Origin of the sequence: Hyphomicrobium sp. 1Nfss2.1 (assembly GCF_965243865.1) — a bacterium.
GTDB lineage: Bacteria > Pseudomonadota > Alphaproteobacteria > Rhizobiales > Hyphomicrobiaceae > Hyphomicrobium_A.
In genome coordinates, this window is sequence record NZ_OZ251603.1 from 3,551,551 (window position 1) to 3,576,667 (window position 25,117).

Consider the following 25,117-nt stretch of genomic DNA (forward strand, 5'->3'; position numbering starts at 1 on the left):
GCACGGGTTGTCTTGCTGTCTGCGCGCTTGCGGGCCAAGGGACGTCTCGCGTTGCTATTGTGGACAGAACTGTTGACGGAAAAGACGGCTTTCAGCAACTCGCCCAGCAACAGATTGCCGTTAGCTGTGCCCATCCCGGCTCATGCAACCCATTTGGCTGCCCGATCGGCTAGCGCGGGGCCGCCGCGCGCCGCAGGCGGTCATTGATTGCCTCGCCCAGCCCCGACTGCGGGATCGGCATCACAGCGATGGCTTCAGCGCCGCTCGCATCGAGCGCACGCAATGCCGCGAAGAGATTGGCTGCCGCTTCGTTTAGATTGCCGGCCGGGCTGAGATTGATCATCGCGCCGGCGGTGGCAAGCGGATCGGGCCCGAACGCCAGCAGCGCCTCGCCGGGGCCCACGTCGCGCGCATCGAGCCGCACTCGCGCACTCGGCGCGTAGTGGCTAAGCAATTGTCCCGGCGCGCTCGGCCGTGCCGCATCGATATCGCCGCGCACGACCTTTCCACCGATCACCGCCTCGATCGTCTCCACGGTCACCGCGCCCGGTCGCAACAGCACCGGATGGTCGCCGCGCGCATCGACAATCGTCGATTCGAGCCCGTGCGCCGTCGCCCCGGCATCCAGCACCATAGCGACCTTGTCGCCGAGGTCGGCCGCCACGTGCTCCGCCTTGGTCGCGCTGACGTGGCCCGATCGATTGGCCGATGGCGCCGCAAGCGGCCGGCCTGTTGCCTCCAGCAGCGCCCGTGCAACCGGGTGGTCGGGCGAGCGCACGGCAACGCTCGACAGCCCGCCGGTGACGAGATCGGACAGCGGGGAACCTTCGCGCTTTTCCAGCACCAGCGTCAGCGGCCCCGGCCAGAACGCCCCCGCGAGCTGCCGCGCCAGCGGCGTAAAGATGACGTGCTGCTCGGCCGCCGCCACATCCAGAACGTGCACGATCAGCGGATTGAACGTCGGCCGCCCCTTGGCTGCGAAGATCTCGGCCACCGCTAGCGACTGGGTCGCGTCGGCGCCAAGGCCGTAGACAGTCTCGGTCGGAAAGGCGACCAGCCGCCCCGCGCGCAGATGCTCTGCCGCGGCGGCAATGGCTTCTTTCCCGGCCTTCTCGACGCCCATCGGCCTTCCAATCCCAGTTCTTCCCCCTTCGGGGCGCCTGTCATAACCACACCACCTGAATTCTGTCCAAAGGGTGTGTAAGGTTTCGGACCGGAAGCGGAAAGGACGGACGGCCAAGGAATGCGGGGCAGCGTCACGATCGGTCATCAATGGATGCGCATTGGCTGTGCGGCGCTGCTGCTGGCCATCGCCGTTCCTGCCGCCCAGGCCAACTGGCTTTCGCGCATCTCGCGCATTGGCGCCGAGGTTGGCGAAGTCGCGCCCAAGGCCGGTCGCATCGGCGTCGTCGAGCTGGAGCGAGCCGCCGCGCACATCAAGTCGCTGCCTCCCGGCAGCGGCGCGGCGCTGGCGGCCCATGCAACACCCGAAGGCCATTGGAAGTTCGTCAACCGCGACGGCGACGTTTTCACCGCCGGCACGCCGGAGGAGCTGCAGCGCGCCATCCCGACGCTGCTCCCCAACACGACGCCCGGATCGAAGCTCGGCATCTACCTGTCCGAGGATACGCTCTTCGGCGACCGCGCGCTGCTGAAGGACCTGCCGTCCGCCGGCACGCTGTATGTCGTCGCCGGCAAGGAGAGTTACCCGCTCATCACCCGCACCATGAGTAGCGGCGAGGCGATGTATGCCGCCGTGCGCCCGAACCTGCTCGTCGAGCTGCGCGACAGAGCCCTGTTCGATGAAGCTTTGTCTCAGCTTGAGCGCCCGCTCAGCCGCTCCAGCATCCGCACGCTGGCGCTGGAGCCTGGCGGGGCGCCGACGCTGTCCTCCTATCCGCGCATCGATCCCGATACCAGGGTAGCGCTGGTCGACAGTGTCGATCCGGCGTCGCTGTCCGTCGCGCTTTCATCCGTCAAAGGACAAACCGTGCTCGTCACCGGGCGCGTTGAGAACAACCTGCTATATTTCTATCCATCGAGCGGAGCAGAGCAGAGCATCAAGCTCTCCGATCTGATGACCGCGGCGGCAGACTACGACGTCAACCTCGTGCTCCTGCACGCAGCAACGCCGCGCCAGCCGGGTGGCCGCAACTGGCTCTGGCAGCGCATTTCAGTCGGCGGTCTCGACGATGCCCTGAAGCGCGCAACGCTGGGAGACTTTCTCGACGCGCTCGGCAAGGCGCAGGGCGAGTTCCGCGTTTCCGTCGCGCGCGAGGACTCGGGCCGCGTTTCCATTCGCGCGGTGCCGCTAAACGCGCAGTCCGGCAATATCACCGGCATGGTCGGAGACCTGTGGACCAATACGATGTCGAACATCACCGGCAACGTGGTGACGACCGCTGTTGAGGTGCACGCACGCGACGAGGACCGGCAGCGCGAGCTCGATACGCGCATCGTTCCCGGCCTGCCGGCATGGATTCAGATCCTCTATCTCATCTGCCTTGGCGCCGGCGTGCTCGGCTGGCCGGTTGCCAGCGCCTGGTTCGCGCGCATCTGGCCGCCGGAGCAGCGCAGCGAGTATAGCAACGCGTTCGGTTATCGCGCGGCACAGGTTATGCGCCTTGCCGCTTTCATATTGCTGTTCCTTCCGATCGTCGGTCTGCCGGCGTTCATCGCCTCGGGCATCCTGCAATTCTGGAACCTGACTACGCAGCTCGTTCGCGCGCTGCGCCGCCTCTTCGTACGTGCTGAGCCGCGCACCGGATGATGCGCTGCAAAATGCAGGCATTCTTAATGACCTAGCCGAGGTTGCGCTGGCCCTTCGAGGCCGCGGCGGGCTAACATGAGTCAAAAGCCCCCACGAACACCTGGAACCGCGGCAAGCGCATATATGTCCACGCTTCTTCTCACGCATTCGTCATTTCTCGCCCACGACACCGGGCCAGGGCACCCCGAACGGCCAGATCGCATTCGCGCCATCGACAAGGTCCTCTCGCATGAGCTTTTCGATAGCTTGGTGCGCGAAGAAGCCCCGCTGCGCGATGACGTCGAGGAGCAGATTCTTCTTGCGCATCCCGAAGGTCACTTGGCTGGTATGCGCGGCCTTGCCGAAGCCGCACTGAAGACCCCACGCCACATCGACGGTGATACGGTCATCTCCGCCGGCACCTGGGAAGCAGCGTTGCGATCCGTCGGCGCCGGACTTGCCGCCGTCGACGCCGTCATGACCGGCCGCATGGCCAACGCCTTCTGCGAGGTGCGCCCGCCCGGCCATCACGCCGAAGCAAACCGCGCTATGGGCTTTTGTCTCTTTTCCAATGCCGCGATTGCCGGTCTCTACGCGCGCCAGAAGCATGGCGCCGAGCGCATCGCCGTCGTCGATTTCGATGTTCACCACGGCAACGGCACACAGAACATCTTCTGGTCCGAGAGGGACTTGTTCTACGGCTCGACGCACGAGATGCCGCTATTTCCCGGCACCGGCGCGGTTCGCGAAACCGGCGTCGGCAACATCACCAATGCCCCGCTGCGTGCCGGCGATGGCGGCGAGCGGTTCCGTGAGGCGTTCGAATCGCGCATCCTCCCCGCCCTGCACAACTTCGGCCCGGATATTCTCATTATCTCCGCCGGATTCGACGCCCACGAGAATGATCCACTGGCCAATCTCCGCCTCGTTGAAGCCGATTATCTCTGGGCCACCGAGAAGTTGGCTGATCTTGCCAGGCGCCACAGCAATGGCCGCATTGTCTCGATGCTCGAAGGAGGCTACGACCTCACCTCGCTGGCGCGATCGGTAGCCGTACACGTTCGGGCGCTGATGGACGCTGGCACCTAGGTTTGAACGCAAAGTATCGGAACTCAGGATGGAATCCGCCAGCGCCCAGTCGCCCAAGTTCGCCGATGTCAAGGACATGAGCTTCGAGCGCGCCTTGAAAGAGCTTGAGACGATCGTCACGCGGCTGGAACGCGGCGACGTCGAACTCGAGGAATCGATCGCGATCTACGAGCGCGGCGAAGTCCTCAAGGAGCACTGCGATCGGCTGCTGCGTCAGGCCGAGGCGAAGGTCGAGAAGCTGACCTTTTCCGCCGATGGCTCACCTAAAGGCTCCGAGCCGCTCGATTCATAATTCGCACGGCCGTTAGATCTTCCGGCTGTCATAGGCCCAATGCAGCAGCGCCTGACGCTGCCGCCGCCGACAGAAAAGATCGCCCTTCTCGCAGTTCTTCTCCACCTGCCGCACGTGACGCTTCATCGCCTTCCAGCGTTTGATCTGCCGCGCATCTTCCTCCGGCATGCGCCGGCCCATGTAGTAGCGGCAGTACCATTGGAACCATCCGCGCGGATCGTCCGGATGGATCCAGCCCTTGCGCTTCCATTCCGATAAAGGCTGGCTCGCATCGACGCCGAAAAAGTTGAGAGCGCAATCGCGCCCGCGTGCACCCTCGGCCAGCTTGGCGTGCGTAAACCAGCTGTCGGGGAATTCTTCCCGGCAGTCCGTCATGTAGCGTCCGCAGAACACGCCAACGCTCAACATCTCCACCGGCGTCAGGTCCGGGGTGAATTCCGCGCCGAAATCACGGCCGGGCCGCGCCACGCGCTGGTAGCGATAACCCTTCTGCATACGATCGTTGACCGTCACCCATTTGCTGCCCATCGCGTCACGCTACGCACCGTCAAGGGCGCGTCAATCGCCTCCGGGTGCCGTAGAAGCCACATAGGCGCTGATTTTTGCCGACCCGCTGCCCGGCTCCGCGTTTGCCGGGCCGAAAATCGCCTTGGCCGGGCGTGAGTTAAGCTGTGGGCGGATTAACCACCCCAGGGGCCCGTTTCACAGTGGCAATGTGGCCCTCTAGCGGATCGGGGTTAACCCCGATAGGGTGCGCCCGGCTCGAAGACCGGGAGGCGACTATTAGTGCTTTTGATCCGTCACTTTGGGCCGTGTGTTTATAATTGGGGAGAAGACCAAATGAAGACTCTTATGGCCCTGGCCGTTGCTCTCAGCAGCCTTGCTGTGGTTGGCGTCGCCACGACCTCGCCGGCCGAGGCCCACTTCAAGAAGCACCACCACCACAAGCATTACAAGCACGCTAAGTGCAAGAAGCACGGCCACTGGCACTTCAAGAAGCACCGTAAGTGCCATCGCTAATCTTCTAGTCAGCTTACCGGCTGATGAGCGCGGCTCCCCCCGGAGCCGCGCTTTTTATTTGGAATGCCAAGGCCGCGGCGATTGCACTCTTGCAGGGGCGCGACAGTGTGACATAACAAGGCATTACCAAAGCAGGGATGGCTCGGTGGAAAGTGCTCCCAAGACGCCCCTCCTCGATCGCGTAAAGACGCCCGAGGATCTGCGCCGCCTCGATGAATCGGAACTTCGCGGTCTTGCGGACGAACTCCGCCAGGAAACGATCAGTGCTGTCTCCGTGACTGGCGGCCATCTCGGTGCCGGACTAGGCGTCGTCGAGTTGACCGTCGCATTGCACTGGGTGTTCGACACCCCGCGCGACCGCCTCATCTGGGACGTCGGTCACCAGACCTATCCGCACAAGATCCTCACCGGGCGCCGTGATCGCATTCGCACCCTGCGCACTCCGGGCGGCCTGTCTGGGTTCACGCGTCGCGCCGAGAGTGAGTACGACGCGTTCGGCGCCGCGCACTCCTCGACGTCCATCTCCGCCGGGCTCGGCATGGCTGTGGCGCGCGATCTGGAACAGCGCGACAACAACGTCATCTGCGTGATCGGCGACGGCGCCATGAGCGCCGGCATGGCGTATGAAGCGCTCAACAACGCTGGCGCGCGCGACGAACGCCTCATCGTCGTGCTCAACGACAACGACATGTCGATTGCACCGCCGACGGGCGCGCTCAGCGCCTATCTTGCGCGCATCACCTCCAGCGGCACGTATCTTTACCTGCGCGACATCGCCAAGCAGCTCGCTAAGCAGCTCCCAAAAAGTTGGGAGCGCCGCGCAGCGCGCGTCGAGGAATACACCCGTCATCTGTGGCAGGGCGGCGCCTGGTTCGAGGAACTCGGCTTCTATTACGTCGGCCCGATCGACGGCCACGATCTCAACCAGCTGCTTCCCGTCCTGAAGAACGTGCGCGATGCGCGGCAAGGGCCGATCCTCGTTCACGTCGTCACCAAGAAGGGCAAGGGCTATCCGCCCGCCGAGGCGTCCGACGACAAGTATCACGGCGTGTCGCGCTTTAACGTCGTCACCGGCGCCCAGGTCGTCGCCAAGCCCAAGGCACCGACATACACGCGCGTGTTCGCCGACAGCCTCGTCGCCGAAGCCAAGAAGGACGAAAAGATCGTCGCTATCACCGCGGCCATGCCCGATGGCACCGGTCTCGACGTGTTCGGCAAGGCGTTCCCCGAGCGCACCTTCGACGTCGGCATCGCTGAGCAGCACGCGGTGACTTTCGCCGCCGGTCTCGCAGCCGAGGGCCTGAAGCCGTTCGCCGCCATCTATTCGACGTTCCTGCAGCGCGGCTACGACCAGGTCGTGCACGATGTCGCGATCCAGAGATTGCCCGTACGCTTCGCCATCGACCGTGCCGGCCTTGTCGGCGCCGACGGCCCGACACACGCCGGCTCGTTCGACATCGCCTATCTCGGCTGCCTGCCTGGAATGGTGCTGATGGCCCCGTCCGACGAGGCCGAGCTTGTGCACATGGTTGCAACCGCTGCCGCCATCGATGATCGCCCGTCCGCGTTCCGCTACCCGCGCGGCGAGGGTGTCGGCGTGCCGCTGCCGGCCGAGGGCATTCCGCTCGAGATCGGCAAGGGCCGCATCGTGCGCGAGGGATCGGCCGTTGCGCTGCTCGCTTTGGGCCCGCGCCTCTATGAATGCCTCAAGGCCGCCGATCAGCTTGCAGCATTCGGCCTGTCAGCGACGGTGGCCGACGCGCGCTTCGTAAAGCCGCTCGACGAGGATTTGATCCGCCGCCTCGCGCAGAACCACGAGGTGCTTGTCACGGTGGAGGAGGGCAGTGTCGGCGGCTTCGGCAGCCACGTGCTGCAATTCCTCGCCGAGAGCGGTCTGCTCGACCGTGGCCTGAAGGTTCGCAGCCTCGTTCTGCCCGACACCTTCATCGAGCACGGCAAGCCCGATCAGATGTACGAGGAGGCCGGCATCAACGCCACCGGCATTGTCACATCGGTGCTGGGCGCGCTCGGCCGCGAAACCCTCGCAGGCGCCGCCAGCCGCGCCTGAAGCGCAGCTGGCAATTTGCGCGGCCTTCATCAGATTGTGAGCGTGCCGGCCTTGGCCGCTGCAAAGCGGTCGCCGATTGCTTTCCAGTTCACCACGTCCCACCAAGCTTTGAGATACTCCGGGCGGCGGTTCTGATATTTCAGATAGTAGGCGTGCTCCCACACGTCGTTGCCGAACAGCACGCGCTCGCCCTCCATCAGCGGTGTGTCCTGGTTCGGTTTCGAGACCAGCGCCAGTTTGCCCTCTGGCGTCACGGTGACGAACACCCAGCCCGAGCCGAAGACTTTCGCGCCCTTGGCGTTGAAGTCCTCTTTCAGCTTATCGAGCCCGCCAAGGTCGGCTTCGATCGCCGCCTTTAGCTCGCCTTCCGGCGCGCCCCCGTCGTGGCCCATGATCTGCCAGAACATCGAGTGGTTGGCGTGCCCGCCGGCATTGTTGCGCACCGTAGTGCGAATGCTCTCGGGCATTTCCGGCAGCTTGACGAGGATCTCTTCCAGCTTCATCGCCGCGACCTTGGGATGATCCTTCACCGCCGCGTTGAGGTTCTTCACGTACGCGGCGTGATGCTTGTCGTGATGCAGCTCCATGGTCTTTGCGTCGATGCTCGGCTCCAGCGCCGAGAAATCGTAGAGAAGCGGCGGCAGCTTGAATGGACCGCTCTCGTCTGCGGCCCAGCCCCTGACCGGCCTGATGGTTACCGATACGGCGGCCGCAGCGGCACCGGTCAACAGTGTCCGACGTTGAATATTCAGCATGACTTCACCTCGTTTGGCATGGCCAGTTGGGGAAGAACGATCGAGCGGCGCAAACGATGCATGTTCACGCCGCTCGAAAGCTGGATCACGGGGAGTTGAAAGCCTCAGCGCGTGTCGCGCCGCGCCCTATTCGACCGTGATGTTGACCACCGGTGATTCCACCGACGGCTCGAACGGAATGTGGTTCTTATCGGCAAACACGTCCTGCAGCGTGTGCTTGCCGGGCGCCAGCTCGATCGTCGCCTCCGTCTGCGCCTTGCCGTAGTGCTTGTGCTTGTCGTCGGCCGGGATGGGCGCGTTGTAGTCTTCGAGCTTGGTGTCGATCAGCAGGTGATGGTGCCCGCTCTCGGGCTCATCGCTTCCGGCCGGAGCCAGCTTCATGCCTTCGACACCGAACTTGATGGTGATGGGGCTCTTGACGACCGCGCCTTCCGTCGGCTCGATCAGCCACACTTTGGCGCCAGCCGGCGACGGAGTGCGCGTGATGGCCTCGGCAGAGGGCGCAGCATCCTTGTGGGCTTCTTCATGCGAAGGGGTGCTGTTGTCCCCGCATGCGGCTAAGGACAGGGCTATGAGACTGGCGGCGAACGCAAGGCGCATCGTTTTTTACTCCGTGAAGCTGTTCAAATGGGGTGTGCGCGATCGCGGCGAACATATAGTAAATCTCTCGATATGCGAATGCGTCTGGACCTAGCCCTCGTCGAGCGCGGCCTTGTGCCGACCCGTTCGCGCGCCCGCGATCTGATCCGATCCGGCCACGTGCGTGTCGGCGACGACGTGTGCACCAAGGCCGGTGCCGAGATCGCTGAGGACGTGCCGGTGACACTCGCCGATGCCGAAGCGGCGCGGGCTGTTTCGCGCGGCACCCAGAAGCTCACCGCCGGATTGGACGCTTTCGCGTTTGATCCCGTAGGGCGCATCGCCCTCGACGTTGGGGCCTCCACGGGCGGCTTCACACAAGTGCTGCTCGAACGGGGCGCTGAGAAGGTCTACGCCGCCGACGTCGGCCATGATCAGTTGCACCCGAGCCTGAAGTCCGATCCGCGCGTCGTATCGCTGGAAGGGCTCGACGCGCGCCGCCTCGACCGTGAAATCGTCCCCGAGCCCGTCGGCATCATCACCGCGGACGTCAGTTTCATCTCGCTTATCAAGGCGCTCGGTCCCGCACTCGGCCTCGCCGCGCCCGGCGCCTTCCTGGTCGCGCTCGTCAAACCGCAATTCGAGGTCGGCCCCGATCGCATCGGCAAGGGCGGCATCGTGCGCGATGCCGCGGCTCGCGACGATGCACTGCATTCGATCACCGCCTGGATCGCCGCTCAGCCTGGCTGGCGCGTTGCCGGCACCATTCCATCACCGATCAAAGGCGGATCGGGGAACGAGGAGTTTCTCCTTGGCGCACGCTACGATGGGTGACACCCAGTCGCTCGACATCGCCCGCCTCGGAGCGCAGGGCGACGGCATTGCCGATACCGCATCGGGTCCGGTGTTCGTGCCCTACGCGCTGCCGGCCGAGCGCGTGCAGGCCGATGTGCGCGGTGAGCGCGCGCGCCTTATCGCGGTGACGACGCCGAGCCCCGATCGCATCGCCCCGGTCTGCCGCCACTTCACCCATTGCGGCGGCTGCGCCGTGCAGCACCTGCGCATGCCCGCCTACCTCGCCTGGAAGCGCGAAATGGTGGCAAGCGCGTTTGCGGCGCGCGGCATCGATGCTCCGGTTAGCAATGTCGTCAGCGTGGGTCTTGGCGCGCGTCGGCGCGTTGCCTTTTCCGCGCGGCGCACCGGCCGCGGTGTCGTGCTCGGCTTTCACGAGGCCAAAGGCATCGACATCGTCGACCTGCAGGAATGTCCCGTGACGGCATCCGCCATCGTACGCGCGCTGCCTGGATTGCGTCGCCTCGTCGAGCCGCTGATGTCGCGCCGCGCGCCGGGTCGCGTCGTCGTCACCATGGCCTCCAACGGCCTCGACGTCGCCATCGAGGACGTGCCCGCAGATCCCTCGCTCGAAGTTCGCGAGTTTCTCGCGCGCGAGGCGACGGCACTGAAACTCGCGCGCCTCACGCTCGCCGGCGATACGCTGTATCAGGCGACGGTGCCAGCCGTACGCTTCGGCACGGCCAATGTCGTGCTTCCGGCGCGTTCGTTCCTCCAAGCCGCGCCAGTTGCCGAAGCAGAGATGGTGCGCATCATTTCGAGCGCGCTCGCCGGCGCCAAGAAGATTGTCGATCTGTTCTGCGGCATGGGCACGTTCACGTTCCCGTTGGCGCAGCGCGCCCCCGTGCTGGCGGTCGACGGCGACAAGCAGGCGGTGGCTGCGCTGCAGAACGCTGTCAAGCGCACGCCTGGCCTGAAGCCGATCGATACCAAGGTGCGCGATCTTTTCCGCGAGCCACTTGCAGCACGCGAGCTGGCGGGCTTCGATGCCGCGGTCTTCGATCCCCCGCGCGCGGGCGCGGCGACACAGGCGGCGGCCCTCGCAGGCTCGCCCGTCAATACGGTCGCCGCCGTGTCATGCAACCCGGCGACGCTGGCGCGCGATGCGCGTATTCTCATCGATGCCGGTTTCAAGCTCGAGCGCGTGACGCCGATCGACCAGTTCCTTTATTCGCCGCACATCGAAGCGGTTGCCATCTTCCGCCGCTAACGCGGCTCAGCGTTTCGCCGCCGGCAGTGTCTCGACGAACGCTGGCACGATCCGCGTCGCTGGACCGTAGTGCGCTTCGGCAAACACGCTGGCGCCTTCCGATGGTTCGAGGTTGAGCTCCACCGTGTGCGCGCCCGCAGATCGCGCCTCTGCCACGAAGCCCGCGGCCGGATAGACGTTGCCGCTCGTTCCAATCGAGATGAACAGATCGGCCGCCGTCAGTGCCATGTAGATGCGCTCCATCTGATACGGCATCTCGCCGAACCAGACGACGTCGGGGCGCATGCCGCCCACACTGCCGCAGGAAGGACATGGCGTGTCGAGGCCGAGATCGCTGGCCCAGGCATGCCGCTCCCCGCATCGCGCGCACAACGCTTTCATCAGCTCGCCGTGCATGTGGATGAGGTGCTGCGATCCCGCCGCTTCATGCAGGGCATCGATGTTCTGCGTCACGATGATCACGCTGCCCGCGTGCTCGCGCTCTAGCCGCGCCAGCGCGATGTGCGCCGCGTTCGGCTTCACATCGGCGAGAGCGCTTCGGCGCTGATTGTAGAAATCGTGCACGAGCGCTGGATTGGCGCGGAAGCCTTCGGGCGTTGCCACGTCGCGATAGTCGTACTTCGCCCAGATGCCGTCCTTGTCGCGAAACGTAGAAAGGCCGGACTCAGCGGAGAGCCCGGCCCCTGTAAGCACGACGATATTATCGAAATGCTTCATCGCGAAAGCAGCAGCCGGCAGTGGGGCAGCCGGCAGTAGAAAACCTCAAGCCACTGCCTATTGCCCACGGCCTGCTGCCCATCAAAGCAGCTTGCCCATCGCCACCGCCGTATCGAGCATGCGGTTCGAGAAGCCCCACTCGTTGTCGTACCACGACATGACGCGCACCAGCTTGCCGTCGACGACCTGCGTCTGCGTGGAATCGAAGCTCGACGAGAACGGCGAGTGATTGAAGTCGATCGAGACCAGCTCGGCGGTGACGTAGTCGAGCACGCCCTTGAGCTGTTGCTCGGCGGCATGCTTCATCGCCGTGTTGATCTCTTCGGCGGTGGTCTCGCGGCCGGGAATGAACTTCAGATCGATCACCGAAACATTCGGCGTCGGCACGCGGATCGACGTGCCATCGAGCTTGCCCTTCAGCTCCGGCAGCACCAAGCCCACTGCAACCGCCGCACCCGTCGAGGTCGGGATCATCGACAGCGCCGCTGCGCGTGCCCGGCGCATGTCCTTGTGCGCCTGATCGAGGATGCGCTGGTCGTTCGTATAGGAGTGAACCGTCGTCATGAAGCCCGACTGGATGCCGACCAGGTCGTTCAGCACCTTCGCCACCGGGGCAAGGCAGTTGGTCGTGCACGACGCGTTCGACACCACCTTATGATCGGCAGACAGCTTGTCGTGGTTGACGCCGTAGACGACGGTGATGTCCGCGCCCTTCGACGGCGCCGACACCAGCACGCGCTTGGCGCCGGCATCGAGGTGCACCTTGGCCTTCTCCTTGTCGGTGAAGATGCCCGTGCATTCCATCACGATGTCGACACCGAGGTCCTTCCACGGCAGCTTGGACGGATCCTTTTCCGCCAGCACTTTGATGGGACTGCCGAGACCGACGTCGATCTCGTTGCCGTCGACCTTCACCTCGCCCGGGAATGTCCCGTGTACGCTATCGTACTTGAACAGGTGTGCGTTGACGTCGGTCGGCACCAGGTCGTTGATGGCGACGAACTGAAGGTCCGTGCGCTTGGCCTCGGCTGCTGCTCGCAGGACGTTCCTGCCGATACGGCCAAATCCCGAGATCGCAACCTTCACAGTCATCGCGCGTTCGCCTCCTTGGCGTGTTTCTTCTTCCGGTCCATGCAGATGGCGCATGCCCAAAGGCGCGGCAATTAACTGGACGAGGGCCATCGGTGTCAATGCGGCATACCCAGGAGTACTCAAAGCAGGGCCTTCACGCGCCCTGCAAAAAAGTATGACAGCAAATTTCTGTTGAGTATTCGCCGCTTCCCGGCCTCGCTTATTGACGGCTCCGAAGAGCGATACTTAAGGTCATGACACGGGACGATAGCCGTGCATTGCCATGGGAACCGCCATGGAATTTGAGGGGGGCATCTTCTCGGAGGGTGAGATGGCTGAGCGGGTAAGTCAGAAGCGCAAGCAACCGGCAGCATCGGCGCGTCGCACCGCGCGAACGGCGCCTGTGCGTGCGAAACGGACGACTGTCTCCAAGGTCGAGTCGCTGGAGCGCGAGCGCGACCTGCTAAAGGAACAGCTTGCCGCAGCCCAAGCACAGTTGACCAAGCTGGAGCAGGCGCGCGACGACGCGGTCAATCGCATTGATTGGGCCTTGGACTCGCTTCATAACTTGCTGGAAAACAGCGCCTGAGCAACTCATAAGGGTGCCGGCAAACAAACGGTGGAGGCGATGAGCGAGGTCGCGATCACTGTCAACGGACGGTGCTACCGCTTCGCCTGCGAAGCCGGCGAGGAGGCGCGCCTCAAGGAATTGGCCGCCTACGTCACGAGCCGCATGGACGGCCTCAAGAAAGAGCACGGCAACGTCGGCGAGGAGCGCCTGCTCCTGATGACCGCGCTCATGATCGCCGACGACCTCTGGGACGCCACGGCCGCCGAGGTCCCGTCCGCCAAGACGGATGCGGCTTAACGCCCGTCTTTGCTGCACAGATAACGTTTGGCGGCAGCTAGCAAATCCACCCCCGGTCGTCTACATTCACTCCGCTGCGGGGTGCGTTAGAAGCATATATGTTCCCCGGGGCCTATAAGATCCGCACGGGAGCTGTCCCTGGCCGAGACCGTGGTCTCGGACACACGGCGCCCACCTACTCTCGTAGGGACCAGCGCGGGATCATCCGCTTCGACGGCCACCGCGGCATTTTAATTCGATGCAGACTGGCGAGGAGAAACGGGAAGAGAGAGCCCGGGCACTCGCCCGTCGTGCCGCGGCCTTCGCGGCGCACGGAAGTGCCGCCGGGGCGCGGCTTGCTGCGCACGGCCTATCCTTCCTGCCCCTCGCACCCGGCAGCACAATCTCCGGCTTTTCGGCAATCCGTGACGAGATCGACCCCGGCCAGCTCCTGCACCACCTGCACGGCCAAGGGCACCACCTCTGCCTCCCGGTGATGGAAGGCAAGGGCAAGCCGCTCGTTTTCCGCGCCTGGGCGCCGGGCGACGAGATGGGCAAAGTCCAATGGGGCATCGCCGAACCGCTACCCGACAAGCCGGTGCTCGAGCCCGACGTGGTGCTCGTGCCCCTGCTTGCCTTCGATTCCGCCGGCTACCGCCTCGGCTACGGCGGCGGCTTTTACGACCGTACGCTCGACAGATTGCGCGCCATTAAGCCTGTCATCGCCGTCGGCATCGCCTACGACGAGCTGAAGGTCGACGCCGTTCCCCATCAGAGCTATGACGAGCGGCTTGATTGGGTCCTGACGCCGTCAGGCCCGCTGCGCTGTCTAGGACCCTGAATGCGACTTCTCTTTCTTGGCGATATTGTCGGCCGCTCGGGTCGCAAAGCAGTGGTCGATGCCTTGCCTGGCCTGCGCCGCCGCTATGCGCTCGATTGCGTCGTGATCAACGCCGAGAACTCCGCCGGCGGCTTCGGCATCACCCAGTCGATTCTGGAAGAGCTGATCGAAGCCGGCGCCGACGCCGTCACGCTCGGCAACCATGCGTTCGACCAGAAGGACGCGCTCGTTTTCATTGAGCGCTATCCGCAACTTATCCGCCCGGTCAATTACCCCAAGGGCACGCCGGGCCGCGGCGCCTCGCTGATCAGGACTGCGGGCGGGGCCGATGTGCTCGTGATCAACGTGATGGGCCGCATCTTCATGCCCGAGCTGGATGATCCTTTCCGGGCCATCGACGCCGAGCTGACCGCATGCCGCCTCAAGCAGGGCGCCGACGCAATCCTCATCGATATGCACGCCGAAGCGACGAGCGAAAAGCAGGCGCTGGGCTATTTCGTCGATGGCCGCGCCAGCGTCGTCGTCGGCACGCACACGCATGTGCCCACGGCCGACGACCGCGTATTGCCGAACGGCACCGCCTACATTTCCGACGCGGGCATGTGCGGGGACTACAACTCGGTCCTCGGCATGGACATCGAGGAACCGATCAACCGCTTCATTACCAAGATCCCGCGCCAGCGCTTCGAGCCGGCGGGCGGACCAGCAACCATCTCCGGCCTCGCCGTCGAGATCGACGATAAAACAGGGCTGGCGACCGCCTGCGGGGCCCTGCGTATCGGCCCGCACCTGGAGCCCGCCGCCCCGGCCTTCTGGGCGACCTAGCGACGTCGTTCCCCTCTCCCCATGCCTCTTCATGGGGAGGGGGATTCCGCGCCTGGGCTTGACCGGGGGGCCCCCTCTCGCGCAATAAATCCCGCAAATCCAGATAGCCCGATCCGAGAAGAGCTCCCATGGCTGGCCATTCAGCATTCAAGAACATCATGCACAAGAAGGGCCGTGCCGACGCGGCCCGCGCCAAAGTGTTCTCCAAGCTCGGTCGTGAAATCACCGTGGCGGCCAAGATGGGCTCGCCCGATCCCGGCATGAACCCGCGCCTGCGCCTCGCCATCCAGGCCGCCCGCGCCGAGAACATGCCCAAGGACAATATCGAGCGCGCCATCAAGAAGGCGGCCGGCGGTGACGCCGAGAACTACGAGGCGATCCGCTATGAAGGCTATGGCCCCGGTGGCATCGCCGTCATCGCCGAAGCGCTGACCGACAACCGCAACCGCACCGGCGGCGCAGTGCGCGCCGTGTTCACCAAGTACGGCGGCAACCTCGGCGCCACCGGCTCTGTCTCGCACATGTTCAATCACGTCGGTGAGATTACCTATCCGGCGAAGGCCGGCTCTGCCGACGCAGTGATCGAAGCCGCCATCGAAGCCGGCGCCGATGATGTCGTCTCCGACGAGGACGGCCACGTCATCGCCACCGAGTTCGAAAGCCTCGGCACCGTGGCCGCTGCGCTTGAAGAGAAGTTGGGCGCGCCCACCGGCGTCAAGGCTGTGTGGAAGCCGAACCTCACCACCCAGGTCGACGAAGAGCGCGCACAGAGCATCATGAAGATGATCTCAGCGCTCGAGGACGACGACGACGTGCAGAACGTCTACGCCAACTTCGAAATCTCCGACGAAGTCCTGAAGAAGCTCACTGCCGCGTAGGGAGCGCCTAATGCGTATGGTGGCGGTCAGCGCGATGTTCGTGGCTGTGCTTGGCGCGGTCAGCGGACCGGCCTGGGCCACGGCGAACTGGGACTACACCTGCAAGGCAGTCGACGCGACGATCGACCTTGACGTGCTGCTGACGTTCAACCAGGGCACGGCCGGCAGGATCACGGTCGGCCAGATCGATGCAGCGACGCGTCGCGCGGGCAAAGATGGGCGAAAGGCAAAGCCCATCTCCTTTGCGTCGGACGACATCGAGCAGTTCTGGGTGGGCGACGACGTCTTCCGCATATCGCTGTCGCGCTACAACGGCGGCGAGCCCGAGCCGGTGCAGTTGTTGATCGATACGACGTGCCGGGCAAAAGCTTGCACGGGAACCTACCGATACACACAGATGGGCGAGACCCTGAGCGGCAAAATCACGTGCGAGCAGGGCGAAGCCGGCTAAGCCACCCGCCCTCGCGCGTCAGGCAATCTCGTATGCATCGCGCCAACCGCATATGATCTCCCGATCTTTGCTGATCGGTGAACGCTTAGGGATGCCGAGGTCGACAAAACTTGAGCAGCATCAAACTGCGATCGCTGTCCACTGTTCACTTGGCGCGGCGCGCGACCGAATTAGGCTGAGGCCTTGATGTCCCGATCCGCGCCACGTGCCATCGCCGCGTCCCGCGGTGCCAACTCATTCATCACCGCGCGGAACACGGGCGGCGCGAACAGCACGTTGCGGTGGCCGAGGCCTTCGAACGCCATGAGGCGCGCACCGGGGTGCGCTGCGACGATGTCCTCCGCATTCTGCAACGCAACCTCCTCGTCCTCCCGGCCATGGATGATCAGCACCGGGGCCTCGACGTCGCGCAGCAGCGCCGCGGCCGAGAACGTCGACACCGGCCTATGTCCGACCCGCTCGAGATGCCGCTCATAGGCGCGCTGCGCCGCCGGCCTGAGGTTCAGCGTCTTGCCGAAGTTGCGCGTCACCTCTGACAATTGGTTCGGACACGAGATCAGCACGAAATGCCCGATCCGGTGTGCATGATCGAGCGGCGGTCCGCCCTCCGCCACCAGCAATGCAACGAAGCCGCCGAACGAGTGCGCCACGACGCCGTCGATCGGCCCGAAGTGATCGCACACGGCGAGCATCGCCCGCGCGCAATCGGCAAGGTTCGTGCGCCGCCCCGGGCTGAGGCCGTGCGCCGGAAAATCGAACGCGACCACGCGCATTCCCGAACGGCGTAGCGGCTCGGTGAAGGCTGTCATGAACGCCGCTTCGCTGGTCCAGCCGTGCACCAGCATCACGGTACCGCGCGGCGCGCCGTCGGGCTCGTAGACGTAGGCCTGCACTTCGCCAACGGGCGTTGGCACCACTTGCCAGCGCGCATTGCGCAAGTGAAACCGCGCCCGCGCGGTCAGGATGTCGTGATCGGCGCTCCGATGCTGCGAAAGCTCGGGCGTACAGAAAATGCGGAAAGCCACATCGCCGGCGGAGGCCGGCGGTAGCCCGTCGAGCATGGCGACGGCTCGAGGTCGCGGACAACGCAGCGCCAAGTTGCGTCTCTCCTGAATGTCTCGTGTCACTGCACAAGTTCAATGCGGCGCGCGGCTCAATAATCCGGAAACCTTGCCGGCGAGCCAGAGCAACCGCGAAAAGCGATAAATAATTTGAAACGATAAATACGCCGTGAAATTACGCCGCTCCCAAATGCCCGGCAACGGCCAGCCTGCCGCATCCCCCATGACTTGGGGGGAGAGGGCGCGGGACCATGCCCCGGCCGCGCCAGCCAACTATTTGTCTCTCCGGAATTTCCCGGCGCGATGCACCATAGGCACTGCGCCGAATCGGCTTCGTGCTATGCGTCGCGGTCATGGGGACAACCTTCACACGCATCATCGGTATCGACCCTGGATTGCGCCGCACCGGCTGGGGCGTCGTCGACAGCGACGGCGTGCGCCTGAGCTACGTCGCCAGCGGGCTCATCACTGCGCCCACCGATCTCGACCTGGCCTACCGGCTGCGCGAACTGTTCGAGGGCATCGCCAGCGTCATCGCTGCCTTCAAGCCGCATGAAGCGGCCGTCGAAGAAACCTTCGTCAACGACAACGCCCGCTCCACCCTGAAGCTCGGGCAGGCACGCGGCATGGCGCTGCTGGCCCCGGCCATGGGTGGTCTTGTGGTGGCCGAATATCCGCCCAATCTCGTCAAGAAGTCGGTGACCGGCGCGGGGCACGCGGAGAAACGCCAGATCGAGGCCATGATCGGGTTCCTGCTGCCGAAAGCGAAAGTGGAAAGCGCCGACGAGGCGGATGCGCTTGCAATCGCCATCTGTCATGCCAACCATCGTCAGGCGCGGGTGCGCCTGGCCGTCGCCGCCCGGCGATAGATGCTGCCGCGCGAGATCCGCCGGCCGGGGGAGAACCAGCAATGATCGGCAAGCTGCGAGGGAAGGTGGACGCCATCGGCGAGGGCTTCCTCATCGTCGACGTGGGCGGTGTCGGCTACGAGGTGCAGGCGTCCTCGCGTACGCTGCGCAACCTTAAGATCGGCGACGAGGTCTCGCTCACCATCGACACGCATGTGCGCGAGGATTCCATCCGCTTGTTTGGCTTCGCCAGCGAGGTTGAGCGGTCCTGGTTCCGCACGCTGCAGAACGTGCAGGGTGTGGGCTCAAAGGTGGCGCTCGGGCTGCTCGGCACGCTGTCGCCGCAGGAGCTGGCCAACGCCATTGCGCTGGGAGACTGGGCCAGCGTCGAGCAAGCGCCCGGCATCGGCAAGAAGCTGGCGATGCGCATCGTCGCCGAGCTGAAGGACAAGGCGCCGGGTCTCACTGCTGTCGGCCTCACGATCCCTGCCGCCGGCCAGGGCGCAGGGGCGCCGCCAGAGAACAATGCCGCGGCCGAAGCCATGTCGGCATTGTCAAATCTGGGATATCAACCAGCTCAAGCCTCGGCCGCCGTAGCCGTGGCCATGAAGGAGCTGGGCGAAGGCGCAGACACCGCTAAGCTCATCCGCCGCGGATTGAAGGAGCTGGCGCGCTGACGCCTGAAGCATGATGGTATCGAACGCTCAACGCGCACTCTGGACTTTTCTGCTTTATGCACTGGCAGCGCCTTTCTTCGCCGGATTGGGTGTCGTCATTTTCGTCGCCTTGGCGCGCGCAACCGGACTGAACAGCCTCGTTCCCGATAATGTCGGCGGCCTTGGCGAGGCGGCGCTCGCCACATTTGTCTGGTCGGCCGTGCCCTCGGTTCTGACCGGCATCATTCTCGCCGCCGTCGTCTGGCGCACTGGGGCACTGTCGTGGATGGCGGCCGCCGCCGTCGCGGTCATCGCCTTTGCTGGGGCTGCCCTGCTGCTGCCGCTCGAGCTGCACGACGCCCGCCCTTATCTGGCCTTCCTCGCCGGCGTCGTCTCCATCATCGTGCGTCAAGTGCTGATTCAGGCCGATATTGTTCCTGACTGACATAACGGCGCAACGGATCGCCGCTCTGGGCGTTTCCTCCCCGACGATGGAGGATTTCCCATGCTGCCAATCATCCTTGCCGCCCAACTCGCTGGCGCTGTGTCGACGACAGCCGCAATGCAGACCGACGTTGGCATCTTAACCTGCACACTCGCCGAGCACGCTGAGAAAGACACCGCTCCCGACAGCCAGACCAAGTTGATGCACTGCGCCTTCAAGCCGGCCGGCAACGGCCCGGGAGAAGTCTACATCGGCGAGGTGAAGCGCGTCGGCAGTCAGACGGCGCTTTCGGGCAAGCGCGTTCTGATCTGGTCCGTGCTCGGTCCGTCCGATCGCAAGCTGGCGCCGGCCATTCTTCAGCAGACCTATGTCGGCAGAGTTGCGGGCGCGAGCGGCGAGCCTGAGACCGCCAAGCTGCTCGTTGGCGAGCGCGACGATGCCTATAGCCTGCAGCCGATCGCGGATGAAGAGCACAAGGAAAACGCCGAGCCCAGCGTCACCGTCGTCGAGCTGCGCATAAAGTCGACGCCGGGCTGATCACTTCAAGCGCCGTCTGCCAGCACGCCGATGGCGCGGTCGAGCTGCGGATCCTTGCCCGCCGCATAGCGCACGTCGAACGGCACCTCGATGGTAGGCGCCACGCCCTTGCCTTCGAGCCGCTCGCCATCGACCGCAGCGTCCTCGACGGCAAGGATCAGCAGACTGCCGTCCGACAACAGGAATGCCGTACCGGCCAGTAGCGCACCGGCCGTTCGCTCGCCGACGACCTGCCCGAAGCCGTTCTTCTTGAAGCCGTACGCCAGCACTTCCTTGCCCGATCGTGTACCGTCGTTGACCAGCATTGCCACCGGCTTGCCCCAGCGATAGCCGACGAGATGCGTCGCTCCCTTGCGCCCCGTGAGCGCCAGCGTCGGGCCATAGGTGTTGAAGATGCTGAGGTAGCGCGGATGCGCACCGCCCCAGCCATCGCGCAAATCCCACACCAGGGCATCGGCGTCTTTCAGTTTGCCTTCGCTCAGCACGTCCTCGAGCTGACGCTGGTATTCGCTTCCGGCATACGAATAGACGCGCACGTAGCCGATGCGCTTGCCATTCGCCTCGATGATGCGCGCGCTGTCGCGCACTGCCGCCTCGAACATCTCGCCTGGATCGATCCACTTCGGTGCAACGGCGATTTCGATCGTCGCCTCGCCAGCCGCGCGCCGCACGGCCAGCGCAACCTTCTCGCCCACCTTGCCGCGAAACGAGCCGATCTGCTGGAACGGCTTGCCGTCCGCTGCAACGATCTCGTCCCCTGCGAGAAGCCCGGCCCGCTCGGCCGGTCCGTTCGGAAACAGCGCCGTCACGAATGTTTTGCCGTTGATATCGCGGGTGAACATGCCGACGCCCGCGTAGCGCACCTTGCCGCCCGAGAAGTGCTTCGGGATCTCCCGCCGCAGCGGATAGGCGAAGATATCGACCAGCTCGTAATAGGCAGTCTCTTCTTTCGTATAGTGATGCGTGTGCGAGGCATCGAGTTCGCCGAGCAGCGCGTTGATCGCAGTCGAACGCTGCGTATCCGTCTTGGCAGCGGCATAGGCGGCACGGTGTTTGTCGCCCGTCGCCTGCCAGTCGAGCCCTTTCAGTTTCGGGTCATAAAACCGGTCGCGCACGAGGCGCCACACTTCCTCGTAGACGGCAGTGTCGTCTTCGCGCTTGGGCTCGTATGCGCGCGCCTCCGACATCAGGGAAGGCAATGCCTGCGCGCCAGCCACGGCAACGGCCAAAGCTCCAGAACGCACGAATGCTCGCATGTCTGTCTTCCTCATCCGCGGCCTTCCTCACACAGGCGCAATCGCGCCCGCATCCACACCTGCAATTTAGAGGCAGAAGTCGGCGATGGAAGGAGGATAGCGCCGCCGAACCGCCCGCGGCGCCTTACAAATCAGCAATCTTTGAAAATCGACGTCACGCACAGCCACGTATCGTGCACGTTACGCCGCGCGATCTCCAATGCGCCCACCTCGTAGGTGGATTCGCCGCTGTCGCTTACCGCGCGCTGATAGTCGGTAATGGTGACGACCCGCTCCGCGCCCTCGCAAGTGGCGCCCTCCGGCACCTCCGCGATATGGCACTTTTGGTGCGCGCCCTTTTTCGCCAGCACTTTGCTGCAGACTTCGCCAGCGAGTTCACCCTTGAGCTGATATTTCTCCGAGGGCTGCTCGATCGAACACCGATAAGTCGCCGACGGCTCTTCGCAGGCGACGCACAATTCACCGGCTCTTGCAGAAACTGCAACCGCGGCACCCACTGCCGCAACGAGAACGAGCAAACGCTTCATACTGCTTCCTTCGGATCGCCGAGCAACGGAACGACCGACCCCCACGCAACGCAGGCTAGACCCTTCTTATAAGGCTGGGAAGGGCGAGGTTTTGATCGAAATCGTTTCTGCTCTGCAACATCGCGTGACAACGAGTTCTTGACGCTCATCGCAAAGCAGCCCACCCAACCGTTATGAGCACTGAGAGCCCATTCGATCGCTCCTATCCGTCGGATCGCCTGACGTTCTTCTCCGATGGCGTCATGGCCGTCGCGATAACCGTGCTTGTACTGGCGCTTAAGCTCCCCGAGGGATCATCTCCCGCCAGCCTGTACGCTGGCCTTGCGGCACTCGCCCACCCGTTCTGGTGCTACGTGCTGAGCTTCATTGTCATCGGCGTCCTCTGGATGGCGCACCACGCCCAGTTCGCAAACATCCGGCGCGTCGATGCCATCGTCGTCTGGCTGAACCTGTTCTTTCTGATGTCGGTGGTGCTGATCCCATTCGTTACCAGCATCCTCAGCGACTTCGATGGGCCGTTGCCCACGGTCCTCTATGCGCTCGTGCTGATGGTGAGCTGCCTGCTGCTGGCAGCCATCTGGGGGTATGCCTGCGCCCGCACCGGGCTCGTGCGGTCCGACGTTTCCCGCCAGATGCGCCGCATCGGTGTGATCTCCCCGCTGCTCGTCGCCACCGTCTTTGCCGCTTCGATCCCCATCGCCTATGGCTATGGAGCCACGCCCGCGCAGTGGAGCTGGCTGGTCGCCGCTCTTGCCGGTCCTATCGGTGACCGTCTCTCCCGCGCGTGATGCTTTCGCAGCCTTGACGCGCATCGCGAACCACGTCAGGAACAAACCATGACCGATCGGCTTGTCACCGGCTCAAGGCGCGACGGCGATGCCACCGAAGCATCGCTGCGCCCGCAATCGCTCGGCGAATTCATCGGCCAGGAGCAGGCGCGCGCCAACCTCACCGTGTTCATTAAGGCTGCCCGCGACCGCGGCGAAGCGCTCGACCACGTTCTCTTCGCCGGCCCGCCCGGCCTCGGCAAGACGACGCTGGCGCAGATCATGGCCAAGGAGCTGGGTGTCGGCTTTCGCGCCACGTCCGGGCCCGTCATCGCCAAGGCCGGCGACCTTGCTGCGCTCCTCACCAACCTCGAGGATCGCGACGTTCTCTTCATCGACGAGATCCATCGCTTGAGCCCCGCGGTCGAGGAAATCCTCTATCCCGCCCTCGAAGATTTCCAGCTCGATCTCATCATCGGTGAGGGGCCGGCTGCCCGCTCGGTTCGCATCGACCTCGCCAAGTTCACGCTCGTCGGCGCCACCACCCGCCTTGGTCTGCTGACGACGCCGCTGCGTGATCGCTTCGGCATCCCCGTGCGCCTCAACTTCTACACCGTCGCTGAACTGGAACGCGTCGTCGCCCGCGGTGCCCGCGTGCTCGGCGCTGCAATCGGCCCTGACGGCGCGCATGAAATCGCCCGCCGCGCTCGCGGAACGCCGCGCATTGCCGGTCGCCTGCTGCGCCGCGTGCGCGACTTCGCATCTGTCGCCAATGTCGCCATCATCGATGCAACGCTTGCTGACAAGGCGCTCAATGCACTCGAGGTCGACAGCGAAGGCCTCGACGCACTCGACCGCCGCTATCTTGCCTGCATCGCCAAGGCGCACGACGGTGGTCCCGTCGGCATCGAGACAATCGCCGCAGCGCTCTCTGAGCCGCGTGACGCGCTCGAGGAGATTGTCGAGCCCTACCTGCTGCAGCAAGGCTTCATCAGCCGCACGCCGCGCGGGCGCATCACCACGCTCAAGGCCTACAAGCACCTCGGGATGTCGGGTCCGCAGCGATCCTCCAGCCCGCAAAGCACCCTGTTCGATGTCCCGGAAGAGGACACTTCCGATGATCCCGGGGATCAGACCGGGACAGCCTGACGAAGCGTAGGGTGCACATGCCTGCCGCACGGGCGCCAATTTTTGGCACATCTTTTGCGCCACAACGCGCGCAACCTCATCGACAGGCAGCACCGGCACAATCGTGATCACCCGCAGACAACTCATCCAAACCGCTGGTGCGGCGGCCATCGGCAGCGTCGGCTTCGGCAGCTACGCGCTGGCTGAGTCGTTCTCGACCACCGTCACCAGATATCAGCTGAGCCCCGCCGGCTGGCCTGCGGGCTTGACGCTCAAACTCGTCGTACTCGCTGACTTGCATGCATGCCGACCCTGGATGGATGTCGAGCGCATCGAGGGCATCGTCGCGCAAGTCAACGCGATGAAGCCGGACTGCGTGCTCCTGCTGGGTGACTTCGTCGCCGGACACCGCATCTCACGCTACGGGGCACCCGTACCGCACCGCGAATGGGCCGGCGCGCTGGGCGCACTCAAGGCTCCGCTCGGCGTGCACGCCGTCCTCGGCAATCACGATTGGTGGGAAGACGCCCAGGTGCAGGAGCGCCGCGGGGGCCAGACACCCGCTGGCATTGCGCTCCAGAACGCCGGCATCACGCTGCATGAGAATACCTGCGTGCGCCTTACGAAGAATGGCCAGCCGTTCTGGCTCGCGGGCCTCGGCGATCAGTGGGCCTTCTGGCGCAAGAATAGTCGCGGCTACGATGGCATCGACGATCTTCCCGGTACGCTCGCACAGGTGACCGACGACGCGCCGCTGCTGTTGATGGTGCATGAGCCCGACATCTTCCCCAAAGTGCCAGAGCGCGTCGCCCTGACTGTCGCGGGCCATACGCATGGCGGCCAGGTGCGCCTGTTCGGTTACGCGCCGGTCGTGCCCTCGAAGTTCGGCGCACGCTACGTCTACGGTCACGTCGTCGAAGACGGACGCAACCTGATCGTCTCCGGCGGTCTCGGCTGCAGCGGATTGCCTGTGCGCCTCGGCTCTCCGCCCGAGATCGTGGAGATTGGGCTAAGCGCGTGACGTCAGGGCGCGCGCGTGACGAATGCGCACGTGACAAGCCCGATGTGATCGGCTTTCTACCTGCCATGAGCGATACACCGAGCACCACAGATCCGAAGTGGCCAGACCTAGCTGGCCGCCTCGTCGACATCGACGGCAGCCGCGCGCACGTCCTGCCGATCCGCGTCTACTTCGAGGACACCGACTTCTCCGGCCTCGTCTACCACGCGAGCTACGTGCGCTGGTGCGAGCGCGGACGCTCGGATTTTCTGCGCCTTCTCGGCGGCGATCATCGCCGCTTGATCGACGGCTCCGACGGTGGAGAGCCCGCAGCGTTCGTCGTGCGCCGCATGACGTTCGACTTCCTGAAGCCCGCCCGGATCGACGAATTGCTCGAGGTCGAAACCCGCGTGAAGGCCGTGGGCGCGGCCAGTTTGACGCTTCTTCAGCGCGTAAGACGGAAGGCCACGACTCTCGTAGAAGCAGAGGTCACGGTCGTGCTGATCTCGGTCTCAGGCAAGCCGCTGCGCATCTCGGGCGCGCTGCGCCAATCCTTCGAAAGCCCCTAAACAAGGGCCTTATCTGGGGTCCGCGAGCAGCACTTGTGTGCGCCGATGAGCAGAAAGCGCTTGATTTTGGGCTTTATCC

General features: G+C 64.5%; 30 protein-coding genes and 1 other RNA gene. 22 read left to right on the plus strand and 9 right to left on the minus strand.

Features of this window, described 5'->3' with window-relative positions:
• Positions 1-169: 169 nt before the first annotated feature.
• On the minus strand, positions 170-1,123 hold the full coding sequence (locus ACP15D_RS17325; RefSeq protein WP_424958665.1) for an L-threonylcarbamoyladenylate synthase: 954 nt from the start codon (positions 1,121-1,123) through the stop codon (positions 170-172).
• A 120-nt stretch (positions 1,124-1,243) separates the two neighbouring features.
• On the opposite strand from ACP15D_RS17325, the gene ACP15D_RS17330 reads away from it, so the two are divergent.
• From ACP15D_RS17330 to ACP15D_RS17340, 3 genes are all read left to right on the plus strand, one after another.
• Positions 1,244-2,770 carry a hypothetical protein gene (locus ACP15D_RS17330; protein ID WP_424958666.1) on the plus strand — a complete coding sequence of 509 codons (1,527 nt, stop codon included), beginning with the start codon at positions 1,244-1,246 and terminating at the stop codon, positions 2,768-2,770.
• A gap of 123 nt (positions 2,771-2,893) precedes the next feature.
• Positions 2,894-3,838: a histone deacetylase family protein gene (locus ACP15D_RS17335; protein WP_424958667.1), complete on the plus strand. Its 945-nt coding sequence runs from the start codon at positions 2,894-2,896 to the stop codon at positions 3,836-3,838.
• A 28-nt stretch (positions 3,839-3,866) separates the two neighbouring features.
• Positions 3,867-4,130, plus strand: coding sequence for an exodeoxyribonuclease VII small subunit (locus ACP15D_RS17340; protein ID WP_424958668.1), 264 nt, complete (start codon positions 3,867-3,869; stop codon positions 4,128-4,130).
• A 12-nt stretch (positions 4,131-4,142) separates the two neighbouring features.
• On the opposite strand, the gene ACP15D_RS17345 is transcribed toward ACP15D_RS17340, so the two are convergent.
• Entirely contained in the window at positions 4,143-4,658 is a 516-nt protein-coding gene (locus tag ACP15D_RS17345) for a hypothetical protein (RefSeq protein ID WP_424958669.1), read from the minus strand.
• Positions 4,659-4,970: 312 nt separating this feature from the next.
• Between ACP15D_RS17345 and ACP15D_RS17350 the strand changes: the two genes are divergently transcribed.
• Both ACP15D_RS17350 and dxs read left to right on the plus strand, forming a co-directional pair.
• A complete protein-coding gene (locus tag ACP15D_RS17350; protein WP_424958670.1) occupies positions 4,971-5,150 on the plus strand; it encodes a hypothetical protein in 180 nt (59 codons plus the stop codon).
• A 145-nt stretch (positions 5,151-5,295) separates the two neighbouring features.
• The gene (gene dxs, locus ACP15D_RS17355) at positions 5,296-7,218 is read left to right on the plus strand and encodes a 1-deoxy-D-xylulose-5-phosphate synthase (protein WP_424958671.1); all 1,923 of its coding nucleotides are present in this window, start codon (positions 5,296-5,298) and stop codon (positions 7,216-7,218) included.
• A gap of 29 nt (positions 7,219-7,247) precedes the next feature.
• Here dxs and ACP15D_RS17360 read toward each other — a convergent pair whose 3' ends face one another.
• On the minus strand, positions 7,248-7,973 hold the full coding sequence (locus ACP15D_RS17360; protein WP_424958672.1) for a superoxide dismutase: 726 nt from the start codon (positions 7,971-7,973) through the stop codon (positions 7,248-7,250).
• A 126-nt stretch (positions 7,974-8,099) separates the two neighbouring features.
• Positions 8,100-8,573, minus strand: a complete 474-nt coding sequence (locus tag ACP15D_RS17365; RefSeq protein WP_424958673.1) for a DUF4399 domain-containing protein — start codon at positions 8,571-8,573, stop codon at positions 8,100-8,102.
• Positions 8,574-8,645: 72 nt separating this feature from the next.
• On the opposite strand from ACP15D_RS17365, the gene ACP15D_RS17370 reads away from it, so the two are divergent.
• Both ACP15D_RS17370 and ACP15D_RS17375 read left to right on the plus strand, forming a co-directional pair.
• A complete protein-coding gene (locus ACP15D_RS17370; RefSeq protein ID WP_424958674.1) occupies positions 8,646-9,386 on the plus strand; it encodes a TlyA family RNA methyltransferase in 741 nt (246 codons plus the stop codon).
• Complete coding sequence (locus tag ACP15D_RS17375; RefSeq protein ID WP_424958675.1) at positions 9,364-10,614, plus strand: class I SAM-dependent RNA methyltransferase; 1,251 nt, start codon at positions 9,364-9,366, stop codon at positions 10,612-10,614. The genes ACP15D_RS17370 and ACP15D_RS17375 overlap by 23 nt, the downstream gene beginning before the upstream one ends.
• Positions 10,615-10,620: 6 nt before the next feature.
• Here the strand turns inward: ACP15D_RS17375 and ACP15D_RS17380 are convergent, their stop codons facing one another.
• Positions 10,621-11,331: an NAD-dependent deacylase gene (locus ACP15D_RS17380; RefSeq protein WP_424958676.1), complete on the minus strand. Its 711-nt coding sequence runs from the start codon at positions 11,329-11,331 to the stop codon at positions 10,621-10,623.
• Positions 11,332-11,412: 81 nt separating this feature from the next.
• Positions 11,413-12,423, minus strand: a complete 1,011-nt coding sequence (gap, locus tag ACP15D_RS17385; protein ID WP_424958677.1) for a type I glyceraldehyde-3-phosphate dehydrogenase — start codon at positions 12,421-12,423, stop codon at positions 11,413-11,415.
• Between the two features lie 274 nt (positions 12,424-12,697).
• On the opposite strand from gap, the gene ACP15D_RS17390 reads away from it, so the two are divergent.
• From ACP15D_RS17390 to ACP15D_RS17420, 7 genes are all read left to right on the plus strand, one after another.
• Entirely contained in the window at positions 12,698-12,991 is a 294-nt protein-coding gene (locus ACP15D_RS17390; protein ID WP_424958678.1) for a hypothetical protein, read from the plus strand.
• Between the two features lie 39 nt (positions 12,992-13,030).
• Positions 13,031-13,270, plus strand: a complete 240-nt coding sequence (locus ACP15D_RS17395; protein WP_424958679.1) for a cell division protein ZapA — start codon at positions 13,031-13,033, stop codon at positions 13,268-13,270.
• 68 nt (positions 13,271-13,338) lie between these two features.
• A non-coding RNA gene (gene ssrS / locus ACP15D_RS17400) (6S RNA) lies at positions 13,339-13,503 on the plus strand.
• A gap of 5 nt (positions 13,504-13,508) precedes the next feature.
• Positions 13,509-14,090, plus strand: a complete 582-nt coding sequence (locus ACP15D_RS17405) for a 5-formyltetrahydrofolate cyclo-ligase (RefSeq protein WP_424958680.1) — start codon at positions 13,509-13,511, stop codon at positions 14,088-14,090.
• The gene (locus ACP15D_RS17410; protein ID WP_424958681.1) at positions 14,091-14,915 is read left to right on the plus strand and encodes a TIGR00282 family metallophosphoesterase; all 825 of its coding nucleotides are present in this window, start codon (positions 14,091-14,093) and stop codon (positions 14,913-14,915) included.
• 128 nt (positions 14,916-15,043) lie between these two features.
• Positions 15,044-15,793, plus strand: coding sequence for a YebC/PmpR family DNA-binding transcriptional regulator (locus tag ACP15D_RS17415; protein ID WP_424958682.1), 750 nt, complete (start codon positions 15,044-15,046; stop codon positions 15,791-15,793).
• 10 nt (positions 15,794-15,803) lie between these two features.
• Positions 15,804-16,244 (plus strand): hypothetical protein, encoded by a 441-nt coding sequence (locus tag ACP15D_RS17420; protein WP_424958683.1) that lies wholly within the window; start codon positions 15,804-15,806, stop codon positions 16,242-16,244.
• A gap of 170 nt (positions 16,245-16,414) precedes the next feature.
• On the opposite strand, the gene ACP15D_RS17425 is transcribed toward ACP15D_RS17420, so the two are convergent.
• Entirely contained in the window at positions 16,415-17,305 is an 891-nt protein-coding gene (locus ACP15D_RS17425) for an alpha/beta fold hydrolase (RefSeq protein WP_424958684.1), read from the minus strand.
• A gap of 353 nt (positions 17,306-17,658) precedes the next feature.
• Between ACP15D_RS17425 and ruvC the strand changes: the two genes are divergently transcribed.
• Genes ruvC through ACP15D_RS17445 form a run of 4 tightly spaced genes read left to right on the plus strand, consistent with a single transcriptional unit; the run spans position 17,659 to position 19,791 of the window.
• Positions 17,659-18,174 carry a crossover junction endodeoxyribonuclease RuvC gene (gene ruvC / locus ACP15D_RS17430; RefSeq protein WP_072376127.1) on the plus strand — a complete coding sequence of 172 codons (516 nt, stop codon included), beginning with the start codon at positions 17,659-17,661 and terminating at the stop codon, positions 18,172-18,174.
• 41 nt (positions 18,175-18,215) lie between these two features.
• Positions 18,216-18,830, plus strand: coding sequence for a Holliday junction branch migration protein RuvA (gene ruvA, locus ACP15D_RS17435; RefSeq protein ID WP_424958685.1), 615 nt, complete (start codon positions 18,216-18,218; stop codon positions 18,828-18,830).
• Positions 18,831-18,840: 10 nt separating this feature from the next.
• Entirely contained in the window at positions 18,841-19,254 is a 414-nt protein-coding gene (locus ACP15D_RS17440; RefSeq protein ID WP_424958686.1) for a hypothetical protein, read from the plus strand.
• Between the two features lie 60 nt (positions 19,255-19,314).
• Positions 19,315-19,791, plus strand: coding sequence for a DUF992 domain-containing protein (locus ACP15D_RS17445; protein ID WP_424958687.1), 477 nt, complete (start codon positions 19,315-19,317; stop codon positions 19,789-19,791).
• 5 nt (positions 19,792-19,796) lie between these two features.
• Here the strand turns inward: ACP15D_RS17445 and ACP15D_RS17450 are convergent, their stop codons facing one another.
• Positions 19,797-21,062, minus strand: a complete 1,266-nt coding sequence (locus tag ACP15D_RS17450) for a S41 family peptidase (RefSeq protein WP_424958688.1) — start codon at positions 21,060-21,062, stop codon at positions 19,797-19,799.
• Positions 21,063-21,178: 116 nt separating this feature from the next.
• The gene (locus ACP15D_RS17455) at positions 21,179-21,574 is read right to left on the minus strand and encodes a hypothetical protein (protein ID WP_424958689.1); all 396 of its coding nucleotides are present in this window, start codon (positions 21,572-21,574) and stop codon (positions 21,179-21,181) included.
• 173 nt (positions 21,575-21,747) lie between these two features.
• On the opposite strand from ACP15D_RS17455, the gene ACP15D_RS17460 reads away from it, so the two are divergent.
• The 4 genes from ACP15D_RS17460 (at position 21,748) to ACP15D_RS17475 (ending at position 25,038) form a co-directional block, all read left to right on the plus strand.
• A complete protein-coding gene (locus ACP15D_RS17460; RefSeq protein WP_424958690.1) occupies positions 21,748-22,362 on the plus strand; it encodes a TMEM175 family protein in 615 nt (204 codons plus the stop codon).
• Positions 22,363-22,410: 48 nt separating this feature from the next.
• The gene (gene ruvB / locus ACP15D_RS17465) at positions 22,411-23,490 is read left to right on the plus strand and encodes a Holliday junction branch migration DNA helicase RuvB (protein ID WP_424958691.1); all 1,080 of its coding nucleotides are present in this window, start codon (positions 22,411-22,413) and stop codon (positions 23,488-23,490) included.
• A 103-nt stretch (positions 23,491-23,593) separates the two neighbouring features.
• Positions 23,594-24,490, plus strand: coding sequence for a metallophosphoesterase (locus ACP15D_RS17470; protein WP_424958692.1), 897 nt, complete (start codon positions 23,594-23,596; stop codon positions 24,488-24,490).
• Positions 24,487-25,038, plus strand: coding sequence for a YbgC/FadM family acyl-CoA thioesterase (locus ACP15D_RS17475; RefSeq protein WP_424958693.1), 552 nt, complete (start codon positions 24,487-24,489; stop codon positions 25,036-25,038). Before ACP15D_RS17470 ends, ACP15D_RS17475 begins: the two co-directional genes overlap by 4 nt.
• The last annotated feature ends 79 nt before the right edge of the window (positions 25,039-25,117 follow it).